Source organism: Pseudomonas sp. 43NM1 (genome assembly GCF_002836905.1).
Lineage (GTDB): Bacteria > Pseudomonadota > Gammaproteobacteria > Pseudomonadales > Pseudomonadaceae > Aquipseudomonas > Aquipseudomonas prosekii.
Window position 1 is genome coordinate 1 of record NZ_MKGS01000167.1, and the last position, 18,019, is coordinate 18,019.

Here is an 18,019-nt window from a genome sequence, read left to right on the forward strand (position 1 = left end):
GTCGTTGGGTGATCAGGCGCAGGCGCAAGACGTTGTCCGTCAGCCAATCGACAGCGGCGACTTGCGCCGGGCGACCGTCGCGTTGCGGGTCGAAGGTGTGCACCTGCAAGTCTTCCACCACCGAACACTGACAGGCCAGGCGCCAGCCTTGCTGACGTTGCTCGGCGCTCAAGGCATCCGGGCGGCTGTCATTGGGCAGGCCTTGCACGCATTGCACCAGGCACGCGTGACAACTGCCGGCACGGCAACTGTAGGGCACGGCGACGCCGTTCTGATTCAAGGCATCGAGCAAGTTGCTGCCCGCCGTCACTGACCACTGGCGCTCGCCGACCCGCACCTCAGGCATCGACGTTCTCCCACGCCGCCGCGCACCGATTGCGCCCATCGCGCTTGGCCCGGTACAACGCCTGATCGGCGCGTTGCAGGGCTTCGTCGAGGTCGTCGCCGAGTTCCAGCAAGGTCATGCCGGCGCTGAGGCTGAGGTTGCTGACGTCGAGGCCAAACAGTTCGACATCGGTGAAGGCAATGCGCAAACGCTCGCAACACGACGTCAGGCGCTCGGCGTCGCAATCGGGCAGCAACACCACAAATTCTTCGCCGCCGTAACGGGCCAATACGTCGCCGTTGCGCAGGCACGCCGTGGCCACACCGGCAAAGGCTTGCAGCACCTGATCGCCGGCAGCGTGGCCGTGTACGTCGTTGATACGTTTGAAGTGGTCGAGATCGATCAGCGCCAGACCGTGGACCACGCCATTGTCCATCGCGTTGAGCTCGCGCGTGGCGAGGCGCAGGAAGTGCCGACGGTTGAACAATCCGGTCAATTCATCGGTGGCGACCAGGTCTTCGAGTTGGCGCATCATCCCGCGCAACGTGTCCTGATGCGCCTGCAATGCGAAGCGCCGTTGCCGCATCAACTGGCGCGAGGCCTGGACGTAGCGGGCGTAAAGCACCAGCCACACCAGCACGATAAACAGCACGCACACCTGCAACAGCGCCAACGCCGGGTCGGCCAACTGGAATTGGTAGCCCTCCCACAACGTGATCGCGCTGAAACTGAAAAACACCAGTAACGCGCAACGCACAAACGCTCGGCGCGACAGGTGAAACAGGCCGAACAGCAGGATCAGGATGTAGAAGACGAGGAACGCACCGCGCGCGTCGTCGAGATGGAAGATCAGCCAGGTTTGCCAACCCAGGCCCAGCAATACCTGGAGTTCGGTCAGGCTCGGGTCGGCGTGGCGCAGGTTGTAGCCGCTGTAGAAAACCGCAAACAGGGCCGCCTGGCTGGCGACCACCAACGCACTGCCGATTACCACGCTGGCCAGAGGCGCCGCGTAGTGACCGGTGAAAAACGCCAGCCACAGCAGCAGCAATGCGAGGGCATAGGTGCCGGCCGCGAGGGCAAAACGTTTAAGTAACAGGCGCTGAATGGCGTTATGGGTCAATCGTTGACTCACCAGAAAAAAGAAGCTGAAAGAGTGTCCTACTCTACAGGCCGTGTGCCACTTTAGTGGCGCGACCGGTAAATGACCAACCAATTTTCAGGGCGGAAAACTGGCGTCAAAAGCATGGCCCTTATGTTCAATATTTGCGGCTACTGCAGATCTGGAACTCCGTGTGGCGAGGGGGCTTGCCCTCGTTCGGTTGCGCAGCGGCCGGCAGATTCAGCGAAGCGGTGTGTATACGGGAAATGCTGGGGAGTGCTGGGGGAGTGCTTCGAACTCCAACGGGGGCAAGCCCCCTCGCCACAGCAAGCCCCCTCGCCACAGTTCCATGTCCGACCAAAAGCCAATGTGTGTCTGCTACCGAGGCGCGTTATACTGCCGCGCCTTTTTAGCGTCGCGCCTGCTGCCCCGGCGTGCCTTGTAAAGGTGCTTGCAACCGACCGAAGCACCCAAGCTGCAAGCACCTTATTGAATGTTCCCGTCTTTTAGAGGAGCGCGACTCATGACCGTGATCAAGCAAGACGACCTGATACAGAGCGTTGCCGACGCCCTGCAGTTCATTTCTTATTACCACCCCGTTGATTTCATTCAGGCGATGCACGAAGCCTACCTGCGCGAAGAATCGCCAGCGGCGCGTGACTCGATGGCGCAGATTCTGATCAACTCGCGGATGTGCGCCACCGGCCACCGCCCGATCTGCCAGGACACCGGCATCGTCACGGTCTTCGTGCGTGTGGGCATGGACGTGCGTTGGGATGGCGCCACCATGAGCCTGGACGACATGATCAACCAAGGCGTGCGCCAAGCGTACAACCTGCCGGAAAACGTCTTGCGCGCCTCGATCCTAGCCGACCCGGCAGGCGCGCGCAGAAACACCAAGGACAACACCCCGGCCGTTATCCACTACTCCATCGTCCCGGGTAACACCGTGGAAGTGGACGTGGCGGCCAAGGGCGGCGGTTCCGAGAACAAATCGAAAATGGCCATGCTCAACCCGTCCGACTCGATCGTCGACTGGGTGTTGAAAACCGTGCCGACCATGGGCGCCGGCTGGTGCCCACCGGGCATGCTCGGTATCGGCATCGGCGGCACCGCCGAGAAAGCTGCGGTGATGGCCAAGGAAGTGTTGATGGAATCCATCGACATCCACGAGCTGAAAAAGCGCGGCCCGTCCAACCGCATCGAAGAGATGCGCCTGGAGCTGTTCGAGAAGGTCAACCAACTGGGCATCGGCGCCCAGGGCCTCGGTGGCCTGACCACCGTGCTCGACGTGAAAATCATGGATTACCCGACCCACGCCGCTTCGTTGCCGGTGTGCATGATCCCCAACTGCGCCGCCACCCGTCACGCGCACTTCGTGCTCGACGGTTCCGGCCCGGCCTCGCTGGAAGCGCCACCGCTCGACGCCTACCCGGAAATCGTCTGGGAAGCCGGTCCGTCGGCGCGTCGGGTCAACCTCGACACGCTGACCCCGGAAGAAGTGCAGAGCTGGAAACCGGGCGAAACCGTGTTGCTCAACGGCAAGATGCTCACCGGTCGCGACGCCGCGCACAAGCGCATGGTCGAGATGTTGAACAAGGGTGAAACCCTGCCGGTGGACCTCAAGGGTCGCTTCATCTACTACGTCGGCCCGGTTGATCCGGTGCGCGAAGAAGTGGTTGGCCCGGCTGGCCCGACCACCGCAACGCGGATGGACAAGTTCACCCGGCAGATCCTCGAACAAACCGGCCTGTTGGGCATGATCGGCAAGTCCGAGCGCGGCCCGACCGCGATCGAAGCGATCAAGGACCACAAAGCCGTGTACCTGATGGCAGTCGGCGGTGCGGCTTACTTGGTGGCGCAAGCAATCAAGAAATCCCGCGTCGTGGCGTTTGCCGAACTGGGCATGGAAGCGATCTACGAGTTCGACGTCAAAGACATGCCGGTGACCGTTGCGGTCGACAGCAAGGGCGAGTCGGTTCACATCACCGGTCCTGCGATCTGGCAGAAAAAGATCAGTGAAAGCCTGGCAGTAGAAGTGCAGTAAGCGCTTCAGCTGACATGAAAAGGCCGGGACGTCTTAGCGACGCCCCGGCCTTTTTTTGCCCATGAGTATTGCCAACGGAATAAAAGCATCTCGCTTAATTACATTTGATCTAAGAAATCCTTGCGACCTGTCAGATCTGACAGGTTACGTCCTGTGCCCTTCTTGTTAGCGTCTGATCCATCCAGCGACACCGTTTGCCGCGGGCGAGCGCCAAGCTCAAAAACAGGATCAGCCCCATGGAAGACCAAGCGTCCCTGAGCATCATTGAACCCTCGATCGCCAAGAGCGCATCGATCGCCACCATCGGCAAAAGCTGGGGCAAGGTGGGCGCGACGGGCGCCGCTTCATTTGCATTGCCTCTGCCTTCTTCGCCCGGCCGCGGCTTTGATCCTCAGCTCACGCTGAGCTACAGCAGCCAGTCGGGTAACGGGCCATTTGGCATCGGATGGAATTTAAGCCTCAGCGCCATTACCCGCCAGACCGATAAAGGCGTGCCGCGTTATACCGACGATGACGTGTTCCTCAGCCCGTCAGGCGAAGCACTGATGGCTGAGCGCGACCGCGAAGGCAAGATCAAATCCAGAGACGAGACCCAATACCGGGGTTTGCCCATCGGTCCGCACACGGTTACGCGGTACTTTCCCCGGGTAGAAACCACGTTCGACCTGGTCGAATGCTGGCGCTGCGCCGCCAACCCTGACGGCTTTTGGCTGGTACACGGGGCTGACGGCAGTCTGCACCTTTTCGGCAAAGTCGAGACCGCGCGCAAGGCTGACCCGCAAGATTCGAAACGGATTGCCTCCTGGTTGCTGCAGGAGAGCATGAATGTTCGCGGCGAGCACATCTGTTACGAATACAAGACTGAAGATCCGTCCGAGACCCCAGCCCCGCATGACTACCGGGCACAGCGATATTTGCATAAGGTGCTATATGGCAACCTTGCGGCATGCGCTGATTTGTACGGCTGGGAATTACCCCAGGCACCAGAGCCTTCATGGCTCTTTCACCTGGTATTCGACTATGGCGAACGCACGCTGGACCTGACTGAAAAACCTGTCTACGACGGCGCGACGCTCAAGCCCTGGCTATCCCGGCACGACCCCTTCTCGACCTATGGTCACGGCTACGAAGTCGGCACTCGACGCCTCTGCCGGCAAGTGCTGATGTTTCACAATTTTGCGCAACTGGGTGACGAGCCTGTGCTGGTCCGCCGCTTGCTGCTGGAATACTCGGAGAGCACAGCGCCCTGGTCCTACAGCCAAATCAGGGCGGCGCACTACCAGGCGTATGACGCCAGCGGTGCCGTGGAAAACATGCCGCCGGTGGAGTTCGACTATTCACCGTTCGAACTCAATACCCAGCCGAAACCGTTCTTCCCGTTCGACAACATGCCGGGCATCGAAGACGGGCGGTTCTATCAATGCGTCGACCTGTTCGGCGAGGGCCTGCCAGGTTTCCTGTGCCGCTACGACCAGTGCTGGTACTACCGGGAGCCGTTGCGTGATCAGGCCGGCGGCGATCAGATCACCTATGGACCGTGGACAGCACTCGACAAAATCCCGGTGGCCGACCGCAATAAGCCAGCGCATCAGGCCCTGATGGACCTGACCGGCGACGGTCGTCCCGACTGGGTGATCGCGGTACCTGGAATGGCCGGCTTCCATAAGTTGAACCCGGACAAAACCTGGTCTGCCTTCATTCCGTTCGCGGCATTCCCGGTGGAGTTTTTCAACGTTCTTGCGCAGCTGGGTGACTTCACGGGCGCCGGCCTCGACTCTCTCGCGCTGATCGGCCCCAAGGCGGTTCGCCTTTACACCAGCCAGCGTGAAGATGGCTTCGCCAAGGGCGAGGATGTCCTTCATACGCCGATAGACGATCGCTTGCCATTGATCAGCAACTCACGCAGCGAACTGGTGTTTGTGGGCAATCTGCTGGGCAGCGACATGACCGAGTTGTACCGTATTCGCCACGACAAGATCGAATGCTGGCCGAACCTGGGGCATGGGAAGTTTGACAAAGGCTTCGTCATCAGCGGCCCGACCTTCGAGTACACGAAGTTCGATGCGGCGCGCGTACGCATCGCGGACCTGAACGGGTCCGGCGCGCCTGCGCTTATCTATCTGAACTCAGATCACTTCCATATTTACCTCAATCAAGGCGGCAACGGGTTTGCGAAAGATCCGATTACTGTCCCATGGCCCGAGGGCGTGCGTTACGACAACCAGTGCCAGGTCACCTTCGCCGACCTGCAAGGGCTCGGCTGCCCCAGCCTGATCCTGACCCTCACGCATATGAAACCGCAGCACTGGCGCTACGACTTTGTCAGCGCCAGGCCGTACCTGATGACCGCCAGCAACAACAACATGGGGTGCAGCACTGAGGTGGTGTATCGCAGTTCCGCGCAGGAATGGCTGGATGAAAAACAACGGATTCTCAAGTTCAATCGTCTTCCCGTGTGTTACCTGCCCTTCGCGGTGCAAGTCGTCAGTCGACAAACCCAGCGGGATGAAATTACCGGCAATTGCCTGAATCAGTTTTTCAGTTATTTCGAGGCCTGGTACGACCCTCTTGACCGTGAATTCCGCGGCTTCGGCCGTTTGCACCAGACCGACAGCGAAACCGCTTCGAATGAAGACGAAAGCTTCACCGCACCGGCCCTGGTGTGCACCTGGTTTCACACTGGCAGACAGATCGACATGCCTCGCGACGGTTACTTCGATCGTGATGATAAGGCGCACCCGTTGGGCGGCACGCTTTTTTGTCGGTATCACCCTGACGATGAGTACGAAGAGCTCATCACACCTGCGGATGAAACCACCGCCCATGCCATCGCACGCTCCCTCGCCGGCGCAGTGCTGACATTGGAAACCTACGCGCAGGCTGACCCGTTCCCGGCAGCGCCCTACCGGGTGGAACACTCCCGATACATCGTGCGCGAAGTGCGCGGGCGAGGTGAACACTACCCCTACGCGGTGCTGATGCCTTCGCTGCTGGAAACCATCACCTACAACTACGAACGCTACATCGACGACCCGCTGTGCCACCACGCCATCAACTTGAGTCGGGATACCTTTGGGCTGACGACCCACAGCGTTGCCGTCAGCTATGCCCGGCGCCTGACGGAGGCGGACAAGTCACCGTTTGTTGATCCCGATGAAGATAAATGGTGGATTGACGCCCACGATCCGGCTCAGCAGTCCTACTACTTGAGCGAAACCCGCGCCGAGTTCATTCACTTGCCCGACCTGCAAGGCTGGCGGCTCGGTCTTCCCTACCGGCAACGCGGTAATGCTCTTGTTTTGCCCAAGAAGCCAACCGTCGCAGGCCTTGATCCCCAGGAGATTTCGTACGAACGGTTACTCGAACTCTTCACCTCAGCCCACTGGGTCGCTGCACGGGTATTGACCTCGCAATCTGTGCAACGCTACGTTTCTACAACCAATGGCGAGTTGCCGGATGGCACTGCGCAATTCGAGGCATTGGCAGGGCCGATGGAAATTGCTCAACTGAACAAGGAGGCGCTGGAGGTCTACGGCGACGTAACGCCTGCGATCGATATCCGGGCAGAACTTGAGAAGATTGGTTATCTGCCTATGAAGCTGTTCCTCGGCACAGACAAAGCGGCCGACGAAGAAGAGGACCAACAGAGGAATCTGTGGTCCGCCCTCTACCGCTTTGCCGAGTATGCAGGCCTTGATCGCTTCTACAGGGTGATTAAATACAACGAAACCCTGAGCCATGGTGTAACCGAAGCGACATACGACGATTACTCTCTCGCATCCCTCAGCGTCAAGCTGCCGGATGGCTGCACCACTCGCGTCGAGTACGACTACCACTCACTGCAACCCCTGCGCATCACCGATGCCAACGATAATGTTGAAGAGGCCCTTAACGGACCATCAGGTCCCCACACCGTTACTTATCACGGAACAGAAAACGGTATTCCCGCCGGATTCCTGCCCATCGACAAATACAACCGTCCTGAAGATGCCAGCCCCGCCACGGCGATCGAATTCTCGAAGCAAGCGCTGCAAGACGCGGCCAGCACCTTTCGCAAGGACCTGTTCAGCTGGATGGGCCTGTTACCCGACTCCGTGCGGCAGACACCCGAGTGGCTGAGTGACTGGATCACACAAGGTTACGTGTTGCACAGCCAGCACATACGCGCCAGTGCGCGCCTGCGCCTGGCCCGGCTCAAGTCCCGGACGTCGGCAGAGCAAGCGTTGTGGGACCTGCTCGTCAGCGTGCCGCGCATTCCGGTGCACAGCGTCGCTTTAAGCGCAGACCGTGACTATTACGATGAAGAACCCTCGCAGATCCGGATTATCCTGAACATCGTCGATGGTTTTGGACGCGCCTTGCAAACCCAGCAACGGGTTGAACCGGGTGATGCCTATGTCGTGGAAAACGGCAAACTGGTGATCGAAAACGGCAAGCCAAAAGTTGCGCACGCCGAGCGGCGCTGGCGCATCAGCGAACGCGTGGAATACAACAACAAGCAATTACCGGTACGAACCTATCGCCCCTACTTCGCCAACGCCTACGGCTACATCGATGACGAGTGCTTCAAGGAGTTCGGCCATCACGATAAGAGTTTCTACGATGTGCTGGGTCGCCTTAACAAGATCATTAACGCCAAAGCGGATATCGCGCTTGAAATAATCCACCCCTGGTACACCACCAAGCTGGATTTCAATGACACCTACGTCGCGCCGGACACGAAAGACCCCACGGCGGACAAGCGATCATGAGCACTGTCGACTGGAAAACACCGTCGGTGGCGTCCCATGATGCGCGAGGCCTGCCAGTGCGCCAGATTGCCTACTTGCGTAATGAGGCAGGCGGCACCGTGGAGCCGCTCATTACCCGACTACGCCATGACGTTATCGGGCGGCAGGTGGAGCAACGGGACCCGCGACTGGCCAACGCTCCCAAACCCAACCTCGCCACGGTCTACGGCCTGGCCGGACAAGTGGTCAAGGTCGACAGCGTCGACGCCGGTGTGCGGACAATTCTCACGGGGCTGGCCGGTGAACTACTCCGGCGCTGGGATGGACGCGGCAGCCACTGGCGCACCACTTACGACAACCGGTTGCGTGTGCTCACGCTTGTAGAGAACGATCAACCGGACGTCGAAACCCTTACCTACGCCTCTGCGCTGGCGGATCCGGGCCTCAACTTGCGCGGCCAGTTGATCGAGCAAGTCGATGCCTCAGGCAATGTGGCGTTCACAAGCTTCAACCGGCACGGCCAACCGCTGCGCGAAAGCCGAACGGTCACCGAGGCGGGCACCTTTAGCAGCAGCCGGACCTACAGCCCGCTTGGCATGGTACTCACCGAGACCGATGCCGGTGATCACCAACGGCAGTTGTTCCACGACATCGCCGGGCAGTTGAACACTTCACAACTGCGGCTCAACCCCGGGGGCGCCTGGCAGCCCGTTCTGGTATACGCCCGCTACAACGCCGCCGGCCAGATCATCGAGCAACTGGCCGGCAACCAGATCGTCAGCACCTGGACTTACGATGACGCCGACGGTCGTCTCGACACGTTGACCGCCGGCGCACCCCGGCAGGACCTGCACCAGCATCTTCAGTACGTTTATGACCGGGTCGGTAACGTACTGCGCATCAACGATCTCGCCTTCAAACCGGTGTACTTCAAGAACCATTTAATGGATGGTCACCGCACGTTCTCTTATGACTCGCTGTATCGGCTGACTCGCGCCACCGGCCATGACGCCACTCCGAGTTCCGACCTGCCGGGCCGTCCGATGCCGAGCGACCCGAAAAACCACCTCAATTACAAACAGACTTTCACCTACGACCACAGCGATAACCTGATCAGGGTGGTCCATGAGCGTGCAGTGGGCGGCTACACCCACCAGATGTCAATCGACCCGAACAGCAACCGTGGTGTGCGCTGGAAAGAAGCGGATCCCATCCCGGATTTCAACACCCTGTTCGACTGCCATGGCAATCTCCTGGCCGCGTCCCCGGGAAGGCCCCTGCTCTGGAACAGCCGTGATCAACTGGCATCCGCAACATTGCTCGAACGCAAAAACGGTTCCAACGACGGAGAAATCTTTCGCTACAGCCAGGGCGTACGGGTGTTCAAACGTCATGAATGGCAAGCCTCGACCCTTCCCCACTTTCATCAGGTGATCTATTTGCCGGGGCTGGAAATTCGCACCCGCGACAACGGCGAGCAAATGCACGTCATCACCTTGCCGGGTGGAAGAGGCAGCGTGCGTTGTCTGCACTGGGTCAACAAAAAACCCGACGACATCGCCCAGGATCAACTGCGCTACAGCCTCGACGATCACTTGGGCTCCAGCGTGATGGAATTGGATCAAAACGCTCGGATAGTCAGCCACGAGGGCTATTACCCGTTTGGCGGTACGGCCTGGTTAACAGCGCATTCGGCCGTGGACGTTGATTACAAAACCATCCGTTATTCCGGCAAGGAGATGGATGCCAGTGGCCTTTACTACTATGGGATGCGCTATTGCGCTGCGTGGTTATCGAGGTGGATCAATCCCGATCCATTGGGAACCGTCGACGGTTTGAATCTGTATCGGATGATGGGAAACAACCCGATAACCTTTGTTGATGACCAAGGCGGGATGATCCGCCCGGCCTCTCCAACACCATCACAATTCTCAATTCCCATGAGCTCCGCACCATCATCACCCCCCCATTCCGTCGCAGGCAGCATGGTGAACCTGTCCGACCTTTCTGAGCCAGTACTAAACCCTGGAGAAAATCCTCCCGGCAATATGCCGCCTGAACCGGATGAATCGTGGAGCCAACAGGCCAAGCGCCTCGCGCTAGCAGCCGTTAACTCCAGAGTCGGGGTAGCTTTGCTTCCGATCGGGACTTCGAGCCCCGCGAACGCAGCGATCGTTTCGACCATTGTCACGGCTGCAGCACAGCTCACGGTGAATGCGACCGTGTTCAATCCCGGTTGGTCACTGCCGGGAACTTGGGATCCAGAAGGGGATGGCTCCATTCCTCCCCGCGATGTAACCCAAGGGTTCAACCGTCACTTTGCAATGCTCAACACCGGTGTAACCCTTGCCGCTGCGGTAGTTGGAGCTGCATTGGGGCCGGTACTCGGTGGCTATGTTGACGAATGGAGAGGCACCAAGGAAACAGCTGCGAACAATGCCTTGGCCGGTGAAATGAGCACCACTATCAACAGACTGATTGCCGAACAAAGTTTGCTGGACGTGGTGACCCTGAAGGCGCAGACCGCACTCCGTGATCAGGTACTGGAGGTCGAAACCTTGATTGGCATTACGTGGAACACCATGAATATGCTGGAGAAAATCACTCAATTGAGGCCTGCTCGCGACAGCGGGAGCACCGTCTCATCGCGTCGGAGCTCGGTTGTCTCTCAAGATTCCGGCAGCGTCCGCCAAAGGCCATCGATAAACCGGACACTGATGCGGTCCACTTCCAATTCCAGTTTCAGTTCCGCACGGAGCTTTGAGGTTTAACAATCAGGGCATTCGGGACTCCAGAACTTCTGGTTTCCCATTTCTCTTGCGGCGGGCACACCGTGCTATGGTGCCCGCCCGACTTTCTACCTGTTTGCGCCAGCATGCTGCCGATTTCCCGTACCGTGCGTTTGTCGTTGTATACCCTGTTTATCCTCGCCGGAGCGGCCCTTGCGGCCGGCTTGGCCATGCGCCACGCCGAACGCCAGGCCCTGGAAGAAGACGCCGCACGCGCCAGTCAGCAACTGGCGCTGTACGCCAATTCCCTGCACACCCTGATCGACCGCTACCGCGCGCTGCCCGCGGTGCTGGCGCTGGACCCGGAATTGCGCGCCGGGTTGAACGGCCCAGTTAGCCCCGTGCAACAGGAACTGCTGAACCGCAAACTGGAAAAGATCAACGGCGCGGCCAAGTCCTCGACCCTCGAACTGCTGGACCACACGGGCCTCGCCGTCGCCGCGAGCAATTGGCGGATGCCCAGCAGTTACGTCGGCCACAACTACGGTTTTCGCCCCTACTTCAGCCAGACCCGCACTCAGGGCAGCGGGCGTTTTTACGCGGTGGGCGTGACCAGCGGCATCCCCGGTTATTTCCTCTCCAGCGCCGTCACGCGCGACAACGGCGAGTTCCTTGGCGCAATGGTGGTCAAACTCGAATTCCCCGAACTGGAACGCGAATGGCGCCAGGGCAGCGACACGTTGCTGGTCAGCGATGCGCGCGGGATTATCTTCATCGCCAACCAGCCCGGCTGGCGTTATCGGCACTTGAAAGCGTTGAGCGACAACGATCACGCCGAACTGCAAACCACCCGCCAATACGACAAACAACCGCTGACACCGCTGGTTTATCAATCGAAACATCGCTTCGATGACAACAGCGATCTGACGCGGGTCGAAGGCCCGGACGGCGCCGCGGATTACCTCTGGGAATCGCTGCCACTGCCCGCCGAAGGCTGGACCTTGCACCTGCTGCGCCGCCCGCAAATCGCCTTCGAGGACAGCCGCAACGCGGCGCTCGCGGCGGCCGGATTGTGGCTGGCGGTGGTGTTCCTGCTGTTGTTCCTCAACCAGCGCTGGCGTCTGGCGAAGATGCGTCAGCGCAGTCGCGAAGAACTCGAACAACTGGTGGAAGAACGCACCCGCGACCTGCGCACCGCCCAGGATGGCTTGGTGCAATCGGCCAAACTTGCGGCGCTGGGGCAGATGTCCGCAGCGCTGGCCCATGAGATCAACCAGCCCCTGACCGCCCAGCGCATGCAGCTTGCGACGCTGCGTCTGCTGCTCGATCACGGCCGCATCGATGATGCGTACAAAGCGCTGAAACCGGTGGACGACATGCTCACGCGCATGGCCGCGCTCACCGGCCACCTGAAAACCTTCGCCCGCAAAAGCCCCAGCGGCTTGCGCGAACGCCTCGATCTGGCGGCGGTGGTCGATCAATCCTTGCAGTTGCTCGACGCGCGGTTGCGCGATGAAAACGTCAGCAGCGTGCTGCACCTGACACGTCCGGCGTGGGTGCGCGGCGATGCGATTCGTCTCGAACAGGTGCTGATCAATCTGCTGCGCAACGCCCTCGACGCGGTGCACGACAAACCCTGCAAACGCCTGGAAATCCGCCTCGAAGCCGATGAGCAACTGTGGCGTTTGACCGTCGCCGACAACGGTGGCGGGATAGCCGAAGAGCATCTGCCGAACGTCTTCGATCCGTTCTTTACCACTAAGCCGGTCGGCGATGGTTTGGGCCTGGGGCTGGCGGTATCGTTCGCCATCGCCCACGAATCCGGTGGTCGCTTGTCGGCCGCCAACCACGACAACGGCGCGGTGTTTACCCTGACCTTGCCGATCGATCTCGAGGAGCCTGTCTGATGCTGAATTCGGTGATAGTGGTCGACGACGAAAGCAGCATCCGCAGCGCCGTCGAACAATGGCTGAGCCTGTCGGGGTTCGAGGTGCAACTGTTCAGCCGCGCCGACGAATGCCTGGCGCAACTGCCGGCGCATTTTCCCGGGGTGATCCTCAGCGACGTGCGCATGCCCGGCATCAGCGGCCTCGAACTGCTCGCCGAAGTGCAACGGCGCGATGCCGATTTGCCGGTGATTCTGCTCACTGGCCACGGCGATGTGCCGATGGCGGTCGAAGCGATGCGCGATGGCGCCTACGATTTTCTGGAAAAACCTTTCAGCCCGGAAACCTTGCTCGGCAGTTTGCGCCGCGCCCTGGAGAAACGCCGATTGGTTCTGGAGAACCGCGCGCTGCACGTGCTGGCCGACAACCGCGCCAAACTCGACGCGACGCTGCTCGGGGTTTCCCGGGGTTTGCAGACCTTGCGCCGACAAGTGCTGGATTTGGCGACGCTGCCGGTCAACGTGTTGATCCGCGGCGAAACCGGCAGCGGCAAAGAGTTGGTCGCGCGTTGTCTGCACGACTTCGGCCCGCGTGCCGACAAGCCGTTTGTCGCGCTCAATTGCGCGGCGATTCCCGAGCAATTGTTTGAAGCCGAATTGTTTGGCCACGAAAGCGGCGCGTTCACCGGCGCTTCGGGCAAGCGCATCGGCAAGCTCGAATACGCCGACGGCGGCACGCTGTTTCTCGATGAAATCGAAAGCATGCCGCTGGCGCAGCAGGTCAAATTGTTGCGCGTGTTGCAGGAACAGAAGCTTGAGCGGCTGGGCTCGAACCAGAGCATTCGCGTGGATCTGCGGATTATTGCCGCGACTAAACCGGACTTGCTCGACGAAGCCCGGGCCGGACGTTTTCGCGAGGACCTGGCCTATCGCTTGAACGTCGCGGAATTGCGCTTGCCGCCGTTGCGTGAGCGGCGCGAGGACATTCCGTTGCTGTTCGAGACCTTTGCCCAGCAGGCGGCCGAGCGTCTGGGGCGGACATTTGCGCCGCTCAGCGGTCCGCAGTTGAGCCACTTATTGAGCCACGACTGGCCGGGCAATGTCCGCGAACTGGCTAACGTTGCCGAGCGCCAGGTGTTGGGCCTCGGCGAGCCGGAACCGGCGACAATCGATCCCGGCCAGTCGCTGGCGGCGCAGCAGGAAGCCTTCGAAGCGCATTGCCTGCGCGCGGCGCTGACCCGGCACAAGGGCGACGTAAAAGCAGTGCTCGAAGAACTGCAACTGCCGCGCCGCACGTTTAACGAAAAGCTGCAGCGGCATGGGCTGAGTCGGGAGATGTTTTTAGGGGAGTGAGTTTTCCCTGTGGATTTGCGGTGTTGCTGGTATCCAGCCCCTCACCCCAGCCCTCTCCCCAACGGGGAGAGGGGAAAGGGAGCAGATCTTCATGGTTTTCAAGACCTGAGTTCGGCTCGGTATCTCAGGTCGATGTAGCTCCAAGAACACCTCAATCCGTCCCTTCTCCCCAACGGTGAGAGGGGGAAAGGGAGCAGATCTTCATGGTTTTCAAGACCTGAGTTCGGCTCGGTATCTCAGGTCGATGTAGCTCCAGGAACATCTCAATCCGTCCCTTCTCCCCAACGGTGAGAGGGGGAAAGGGAGCAGATCTTCATGGTTTTCAAGACCTGAGTTCGGCCCGGTATCTCAGGTCGATGTAGCTCCAGGAACACCTCAATCAGTCCCCTCTCCCCAATGGGGAGAGGGGGAAAGGGAGCAGATCTTCATGGTTTTCAAGACCTGAGTTCGGCCCGGTATCTCAGGTCGATGTAACTCCAGGAACACCTCAATCAGTCCCCTCTCCCCAACGGGGCGAGGGGAAAGGGAGCAGATCTTCATGGTTTTCAAGACCTGAGTTCGGCCCGGTATCTCAGGTCGATGTAGCTCCAGGAACACCTCAATCAGTCCCCTCTCCCCTCTGGGGAGAGGGTTAGGGTGAGGGGTGGTCCCCAAACTGAAATACACATCACCAAATCACACCGCAATGAGCGAAAATCCGCTCACACCCCAAGCCGCATAGGCAAAATTCCGCTCAGCGCTTCACTCTCCCCCCTCTAAACCGGCCCTCCTCTCTTTGGCACAGCTCCTGCTATAGCCCGAGCAGGCTGCGTTTAAACGCGCTCCACAAAAACAATTAAACGAAGGATCCTTCAATGGATAACTCCAACGCCCTGCCTCTCGGGTCGGCCGTCGCGCCTGCCAAAGAAAGAACCACCGGTAGCCGGATCAAATCGATCTTCAGCGGCTCGGTCGGCAACATGGTCGAGTGGTACGACTGGTACGTCTATGCTGCGTTTTCCCTGTACTTCGCCAAGTCCTTCTTTCCCGCCGGCTCCTCCACCGCACAGCTGATGAACACCGCCGCGATTTTCGCCGTGGGCTTCCTGATGCGCCCGATCGGTGGCTGGCTGATGGGGCTTTACGCCGACCGCGCCGGTCGCAAACGTGCGCTGATGGCCTCGGTCTACCTGATGTGCTTTGGCTCGCTGCTGATCGCGCTCAGCCCCAACTACGAAACCATCGGCATCGGCGCGCCGATCCTGCTGATTTTCGCGCGTCTGCTGCAAGGCCTGTCGGTCGGCGGCGAGTACGGCACCTCGGCGACGTACCTCAGCGAGATGGCGACCAAGGAGCGTCGCGGTTTCTATTCGAGCTTCCAGTACGTGACCCTGATCTCCGGCCAGCTCATCGCGCTGGCGGTGTTGATCGTGCTGCAACAAGTGCTGACCACCGAGCAACTGTACGCGTGGGGCTGGCGCATCCCGTTCGCCATCGGCGCGTTGTGCGCGGTGGTGGCGCTGTACCTGCGTCGCGGCATGGAAGAGACCGAGTCGTTCAACAAGGTCAAAAAAGAGAAAAAAGAAAGTGCCATGCGCACGCTGATGCGCCACCCGAAAGAGCTGATGACCGTGGTCGGCCTGACCATGGGCGGCACCTTGGCGTTCTACACCTACACCACGTACATGCAGAAATACCTGGTGAACACGGTGGGCATGAGCATCACCGACTCCACGAGCATTTCCGCGGCGACGCTGTTCCTGTTCATGTGTCTGCAACCGATCATCGGCGGCTTGTCGGACAAGGTCGGTCGGCGGCCGATCCTGATCGCCTTCGGCGTGCTCGGCACATTGTTCACCGTGCCGATCCTGACCACGCTGCACACCATCACCACTTGGTGGGGCGCGTTCTTCCTGATCATGGCGGCGCTGATCATCGTCAGCGGCTACACCTCGATCAACGCAGTGGTCAAAGCCGAACTGTTCCCGACCGAGATTCGTGCACTGGGCGTTGGCCTGCCGTACGCGCTGACCGTGTCGATCTTCGGCGGCACCGCTGAATACATCGCGCTGTGGTTCAAGAGCATCGGCATGGAAACCGGTTACTACTGGTATGTCACCGCATGTATCGCGGTGTCGTTGCTGGTGTACGTGACCATGAAAGACACCCGCAAACACTCGCGGATCGAAACTGACTGACATTACACGCCACAACAAAAAGGGCAGCCCTGAACCAGGCCTGCCCTTTTTTGTGGGCGTTCGGTCGAGATGAAAAATCTGTCACCCGAACGCTCGCAGCGATTAATCAGCGTTTAATTCTGCGCCAGCAACCTGCCCACCTCAGATCGCTTGATTGCCCTGCATGGCAAGCGCTAAAGCCTCGCGGAGCAGACATCAATCTGATCGATAGTTACTAGCACGAATGCCAACTTTTCAATCAATTCAGCGAGCGTAGTATCGCTCCCACAGCAAGCAGCTACCCAACGAAATGACTTAGACGAACTTACTTTTACGAACTCTGGAGCTACCACCATGAAAACCAAATTGATCCTCGCCCTGACCCTCTCCGTACTGGCCGGCAGCGCATTCGCCGCCGATGGTTTTGACCGCACCGGCTCCGCTGTTGCCGCCGACGGCTACGACCGCACAGGTTCGGCGACTGTTGCCGCTGATGGTTACGACCGCACTGGCTCGGCGACTGTTGCTGAAGATGGCTATGATCGCACCGGCTCGGCTTCCATCAGCTAAGCAACAAATGCGGCATCACAGCCCGGCCTCGGCCGGGCTTAGTCATTTCTGGGGCACAGCAAAATCCCAGAGACCTGTAGGAGCGAGGCTTGCCCGCGAAGGCGATTTGTCTGTCACCTAGATATCGACGGTGCCGACGACTTCGCGGGCAAGCCTCGCTCCTACAGTGGAATTTCCCCGTCATGCCTTGCACTATGACAACCCTCCCCCAAACACCGCTCGCAGGAACCCGCGCATGCCCGACGACATCCACTATTACGAACCCGCCAACGGCCACGGCCTGCCGCATGACCCGTTCAACGCGATTGTCGGCCCGCGGCCGATCGGCTGGATTTCCTCGCAGGATGCCGACGGTCACCTGAACCTCGCGCCGTACAGCTTCTTCAACGCGTTCAACTACATTCCGCCGATCATTGGCTTCTGCAGCGTCGGGCGCAAAGACAGCCTCAACAACATCGAACAGACCGGCGAATTCGCCTGGAACCTGGCCACCCGCCCGCTCGCCGAGCAAATGAACCAGAGCTGCGCGATGGTCGGTCCGCAGGTCAACGAATTTGAGCTGGCCGGGTTGACCCCCGCCGCATCGAAAATCATTCAGGTGCCACGGGTCGCCGAAAGCCCGGTGTCCTTCGAGTGCAAGGTCACGCAGATCATTCAGTTGCAGCGCGCGGATGGCGATGTGGTGCCGAGCTGGCTGATTCTCGGCGAAGTGGTCGCCGTGCATATCGCCAAGTGGCTGTTGAAGGATGGGGTGTACGACACCGCCGCGGCAGAACCGATTCTGCGCGGCGGCGGGCCGGCGGATTACTTTCAGCTGGGGCCAGAGGCATTGTTCAAAATGTATCGCCCGGGGGCGAAGTAGCTCACCAGATCAAATCGCCGTCCTCGCGCACGCCTTTGAGCTTGACCAGCTCCAGCGCGGCGGCGTCGTCGGCTTCGCGGGCCGTGGTGAACGTTTGCTCTTCGAGCAATTTGTGAAAGCGCGGCGCGCCGCTGCCACCGATGGCTTTGGTCGCAATCGCGGCGTAATAACCGCCTTCGCGCGGTACTACGGCAGATACGGCTTCGAAGGTTTCAAAGGCTTTGCGTGCCATGTCGCGGATCCTGGCTGACTGAGAATGTCGC

At 59.9% G+C, this 18,019-nt stretch carries 11 protein-coding genes; 8 read left to right on the forward strand and 3 right to left on the reverse strand.

Annotated elements, in window-relative coordinates; genetic code table 11:
- Together BI292_RS20715 and BI292_RS20720 are read right to left on the reverse strand one after the other, a co-directional pair.
- Positions 1 to 346, reverse strand: a 346-nt coding sequence (locus BI292_RS20715; RefSeq protein WP_157831287.1) for a 2Fe-2S iron-sulfur cluster-binding protein, incomplete at its 3' end; no start/stop codon positions are given.
- The gene (locus BI292_RS20720) at positions 339 to 1,445 is read right to left on the reverse strand and encodes a diguanylate cyclase (RefSeq protein ID WP_101208988.1); all 1,107 of its coding nucleotides are present in this window, start codon (positions 1,443 to 1,445) and stop codon (positions 339 to 341) included. The genes BI292_RS20720 and BI292_RS20715, both read right to left, overlap by 8 nt.
- Before the next feature lie 502 nt (positions 1,446 to 1,947).
- Between BI292_RS20720 and BI292_RS20725 the strand changes: the two genes are divergently transcribed.
- The 8 genes from BI292_RS20725 (at position 1,948) to BI292_RS20760 (ending at position 17,756) form a co-directional block, all read left to right on the forward strand.
- Positions 1,948 to 3,471, forward strand: a complete 1,524-nt coding sequence (locus BI292_RS20725; RefSeq protein ID WP_092278738.1) for a fumarate hydratase — start codon at positions 1,948 to 1,950, stop codon at positions 3,469 to 3,471.
- 236 nt (positions 3,472 to 3,707) lie between these two features.
- Positions 3,708 to 8,222: a SpvB/TcaC N-terminal domain-containing protein gene (locus tag BI292_RS20730; protein ID WP_101208989.1), complete on the forward strand. Its 4,515-nt coding sequence runs from the start codon at positions 3,708 to 3,710 to the stop codon at positions 8,220 to 8,222.
- The gene (locus BI292_RS20735; RefSeq protein ID WP_256592716.1) at positions 8,219 to 10,972 is read left to right on the forward strand and encodes an RHS repeat-associated core domain-containing protein; all 2,754 of its coding nucleotides are present in this window, start codon (positions 8,219 to 8,221) and stop codon (positions 10,970 to 10,972) included. The genes BI292_RS20730 and BI292_RS20735 overlap by 4 nt, the downstream gene beginning before the upstream one ends.
- A 104-nt stretch (positions 10,973 to 11,076) precedes the next feature.
- A complete protein-coding gene (locus tag BI292_RS20740) occupies positions 11,077 to 12,837 on the forward strand; it encodes an ATP-binding protein (RefSeq protein WP_101208991.1) in 1,761 nt (586 codons plus the stop codon).
- Complete coding sequence (locus BI292_RS20745; protein WP_101208992.1) at positions 12,837 to 14,168, forward strand: sigma-54 dependent transcriptional regulator; 1,332 nt, start codon at positions 12,837 to 12,839, stop codon at positions 14,166 to 14,168. Before BI292_RS20740 ends, BI292_RS20745 begins: the two co-directional genes overlap by 1 nt.
- An 854-nt stretch (positions 14,169 to 15,022) precedes the next feature.
- Complete coding sequence (locus BI292_RS20750) at positions 15,023 to 16,345, forward strand: MFS transporter (protein WP_101208993.1); 1,323 nt, start codon at positions 15,023 to 15,025, stop codon at positions 16,343 to 16,345.
- Positions 16,346 to 16,678: 333 nt separating this feature from the next.
- Positions 16,679 to 16,894, forward strand: a complete 216-nt coding sequence (locus BI292_RS20755) for a hypothetical protein (protein ID WP_101208994.1) — start codon at positions 16,679 to 16,681, stop codon at positions 16,892 to 16,894.
- Positions 16,895 to 17,129: 235 nt separating this feature from the next.
- A complete protein-coding gene (locus BI292_RS20760; RefSeq protein ID WP_101208995.1) occupies positions 17,130 to 17,756 on the forward strand; it encodes a flavin reductase family protein in 627 nt (208 codons plus the stop codon).
- Between the two features lies 1 nt (position 17,757).
- Here the strand turns inward: BI292_RS20760 and BI292_RS20765 are convergent, their stop codons facing one another.
- Positions 17,758 to 17,988, reverse strand: a complete 231-nt coding sequence (locus BI292_RS20765; RefSeq protein WP_101208996.1) for a hypothetical protein — start codon at positions 17,986 to 17,988, stop codon at positions 17,758 to 17,760.
- Positions 17,989 to 18,019 lie beyond the last annotated feature (31 nt).

Excerpts from the sequence above, each read along its gene's own strand:
- BI292_RS20725 (WP_092278738.1), top strand. The coding sequence starts at position 1,948 with ATGACCGTGATCAAGCAAGACGACCTGATACAGAGCGTTGCCGACGCC.
- BI292_RS20730 (WP_101208989.1), top strand. The coding sequence starts at position 3,708 with ATGGAAGACCAAGCGTCCCTGAGCATCATTGAACCCTCGATCGCCAAG.
- BI292_RS20735 (WP_256592716.1), top strand. The coding sequence starts at position 8,219 with ATGAGCACTGTCGACTGGAAAACACCGTCGGTGGCGTCCCATGATGCG.
- BI292_RS20740 (WP_101208991.1), top strand. The coding sequence starts at position 11,077 with ATGCTGCCGATTTCCCGTACCGTGCGTTTGTCGTTGTATACCCTGTTT.
- BI292_RS20745 (WP_101208992.1), top strand. The coding sequence starts at position 12,837 with ATGCTGAATTCGGTGATAGTGGTCGACGACGAAAGCAGCATCCGCAGC.
- BI292_RS20750 (WP_101208993.1), top strand. The coding sequence starts at position 15,023 with ATGGATAACTCCAACGCCCTGCCTCTCGGGTCGGCCGTCGCGCCTGCC.
- BI292_RS20755 (WP_101208994.1), top strand. The coding sequence starts at position 16,679 with ATGAAAACCAAATTGATCCTCGCCCTGACCCTCTCCGTACTGGCCGGC.
- BI292_RS20760 (WP_101208995.1), top strand. The coding sequence starts at position 17,130 with ATGCCCGACGACATCCACTATTACGAACCCGCCAACGGCCACGGCCTG.
- BI292_RS20765 (WP_101208996.1), bottom strand. The coding sequence starts at position 17,988 with ATGGCACGCAAAGCCTTTGAAACCTTCGAAGCCGTATCTGCCGTAGTA.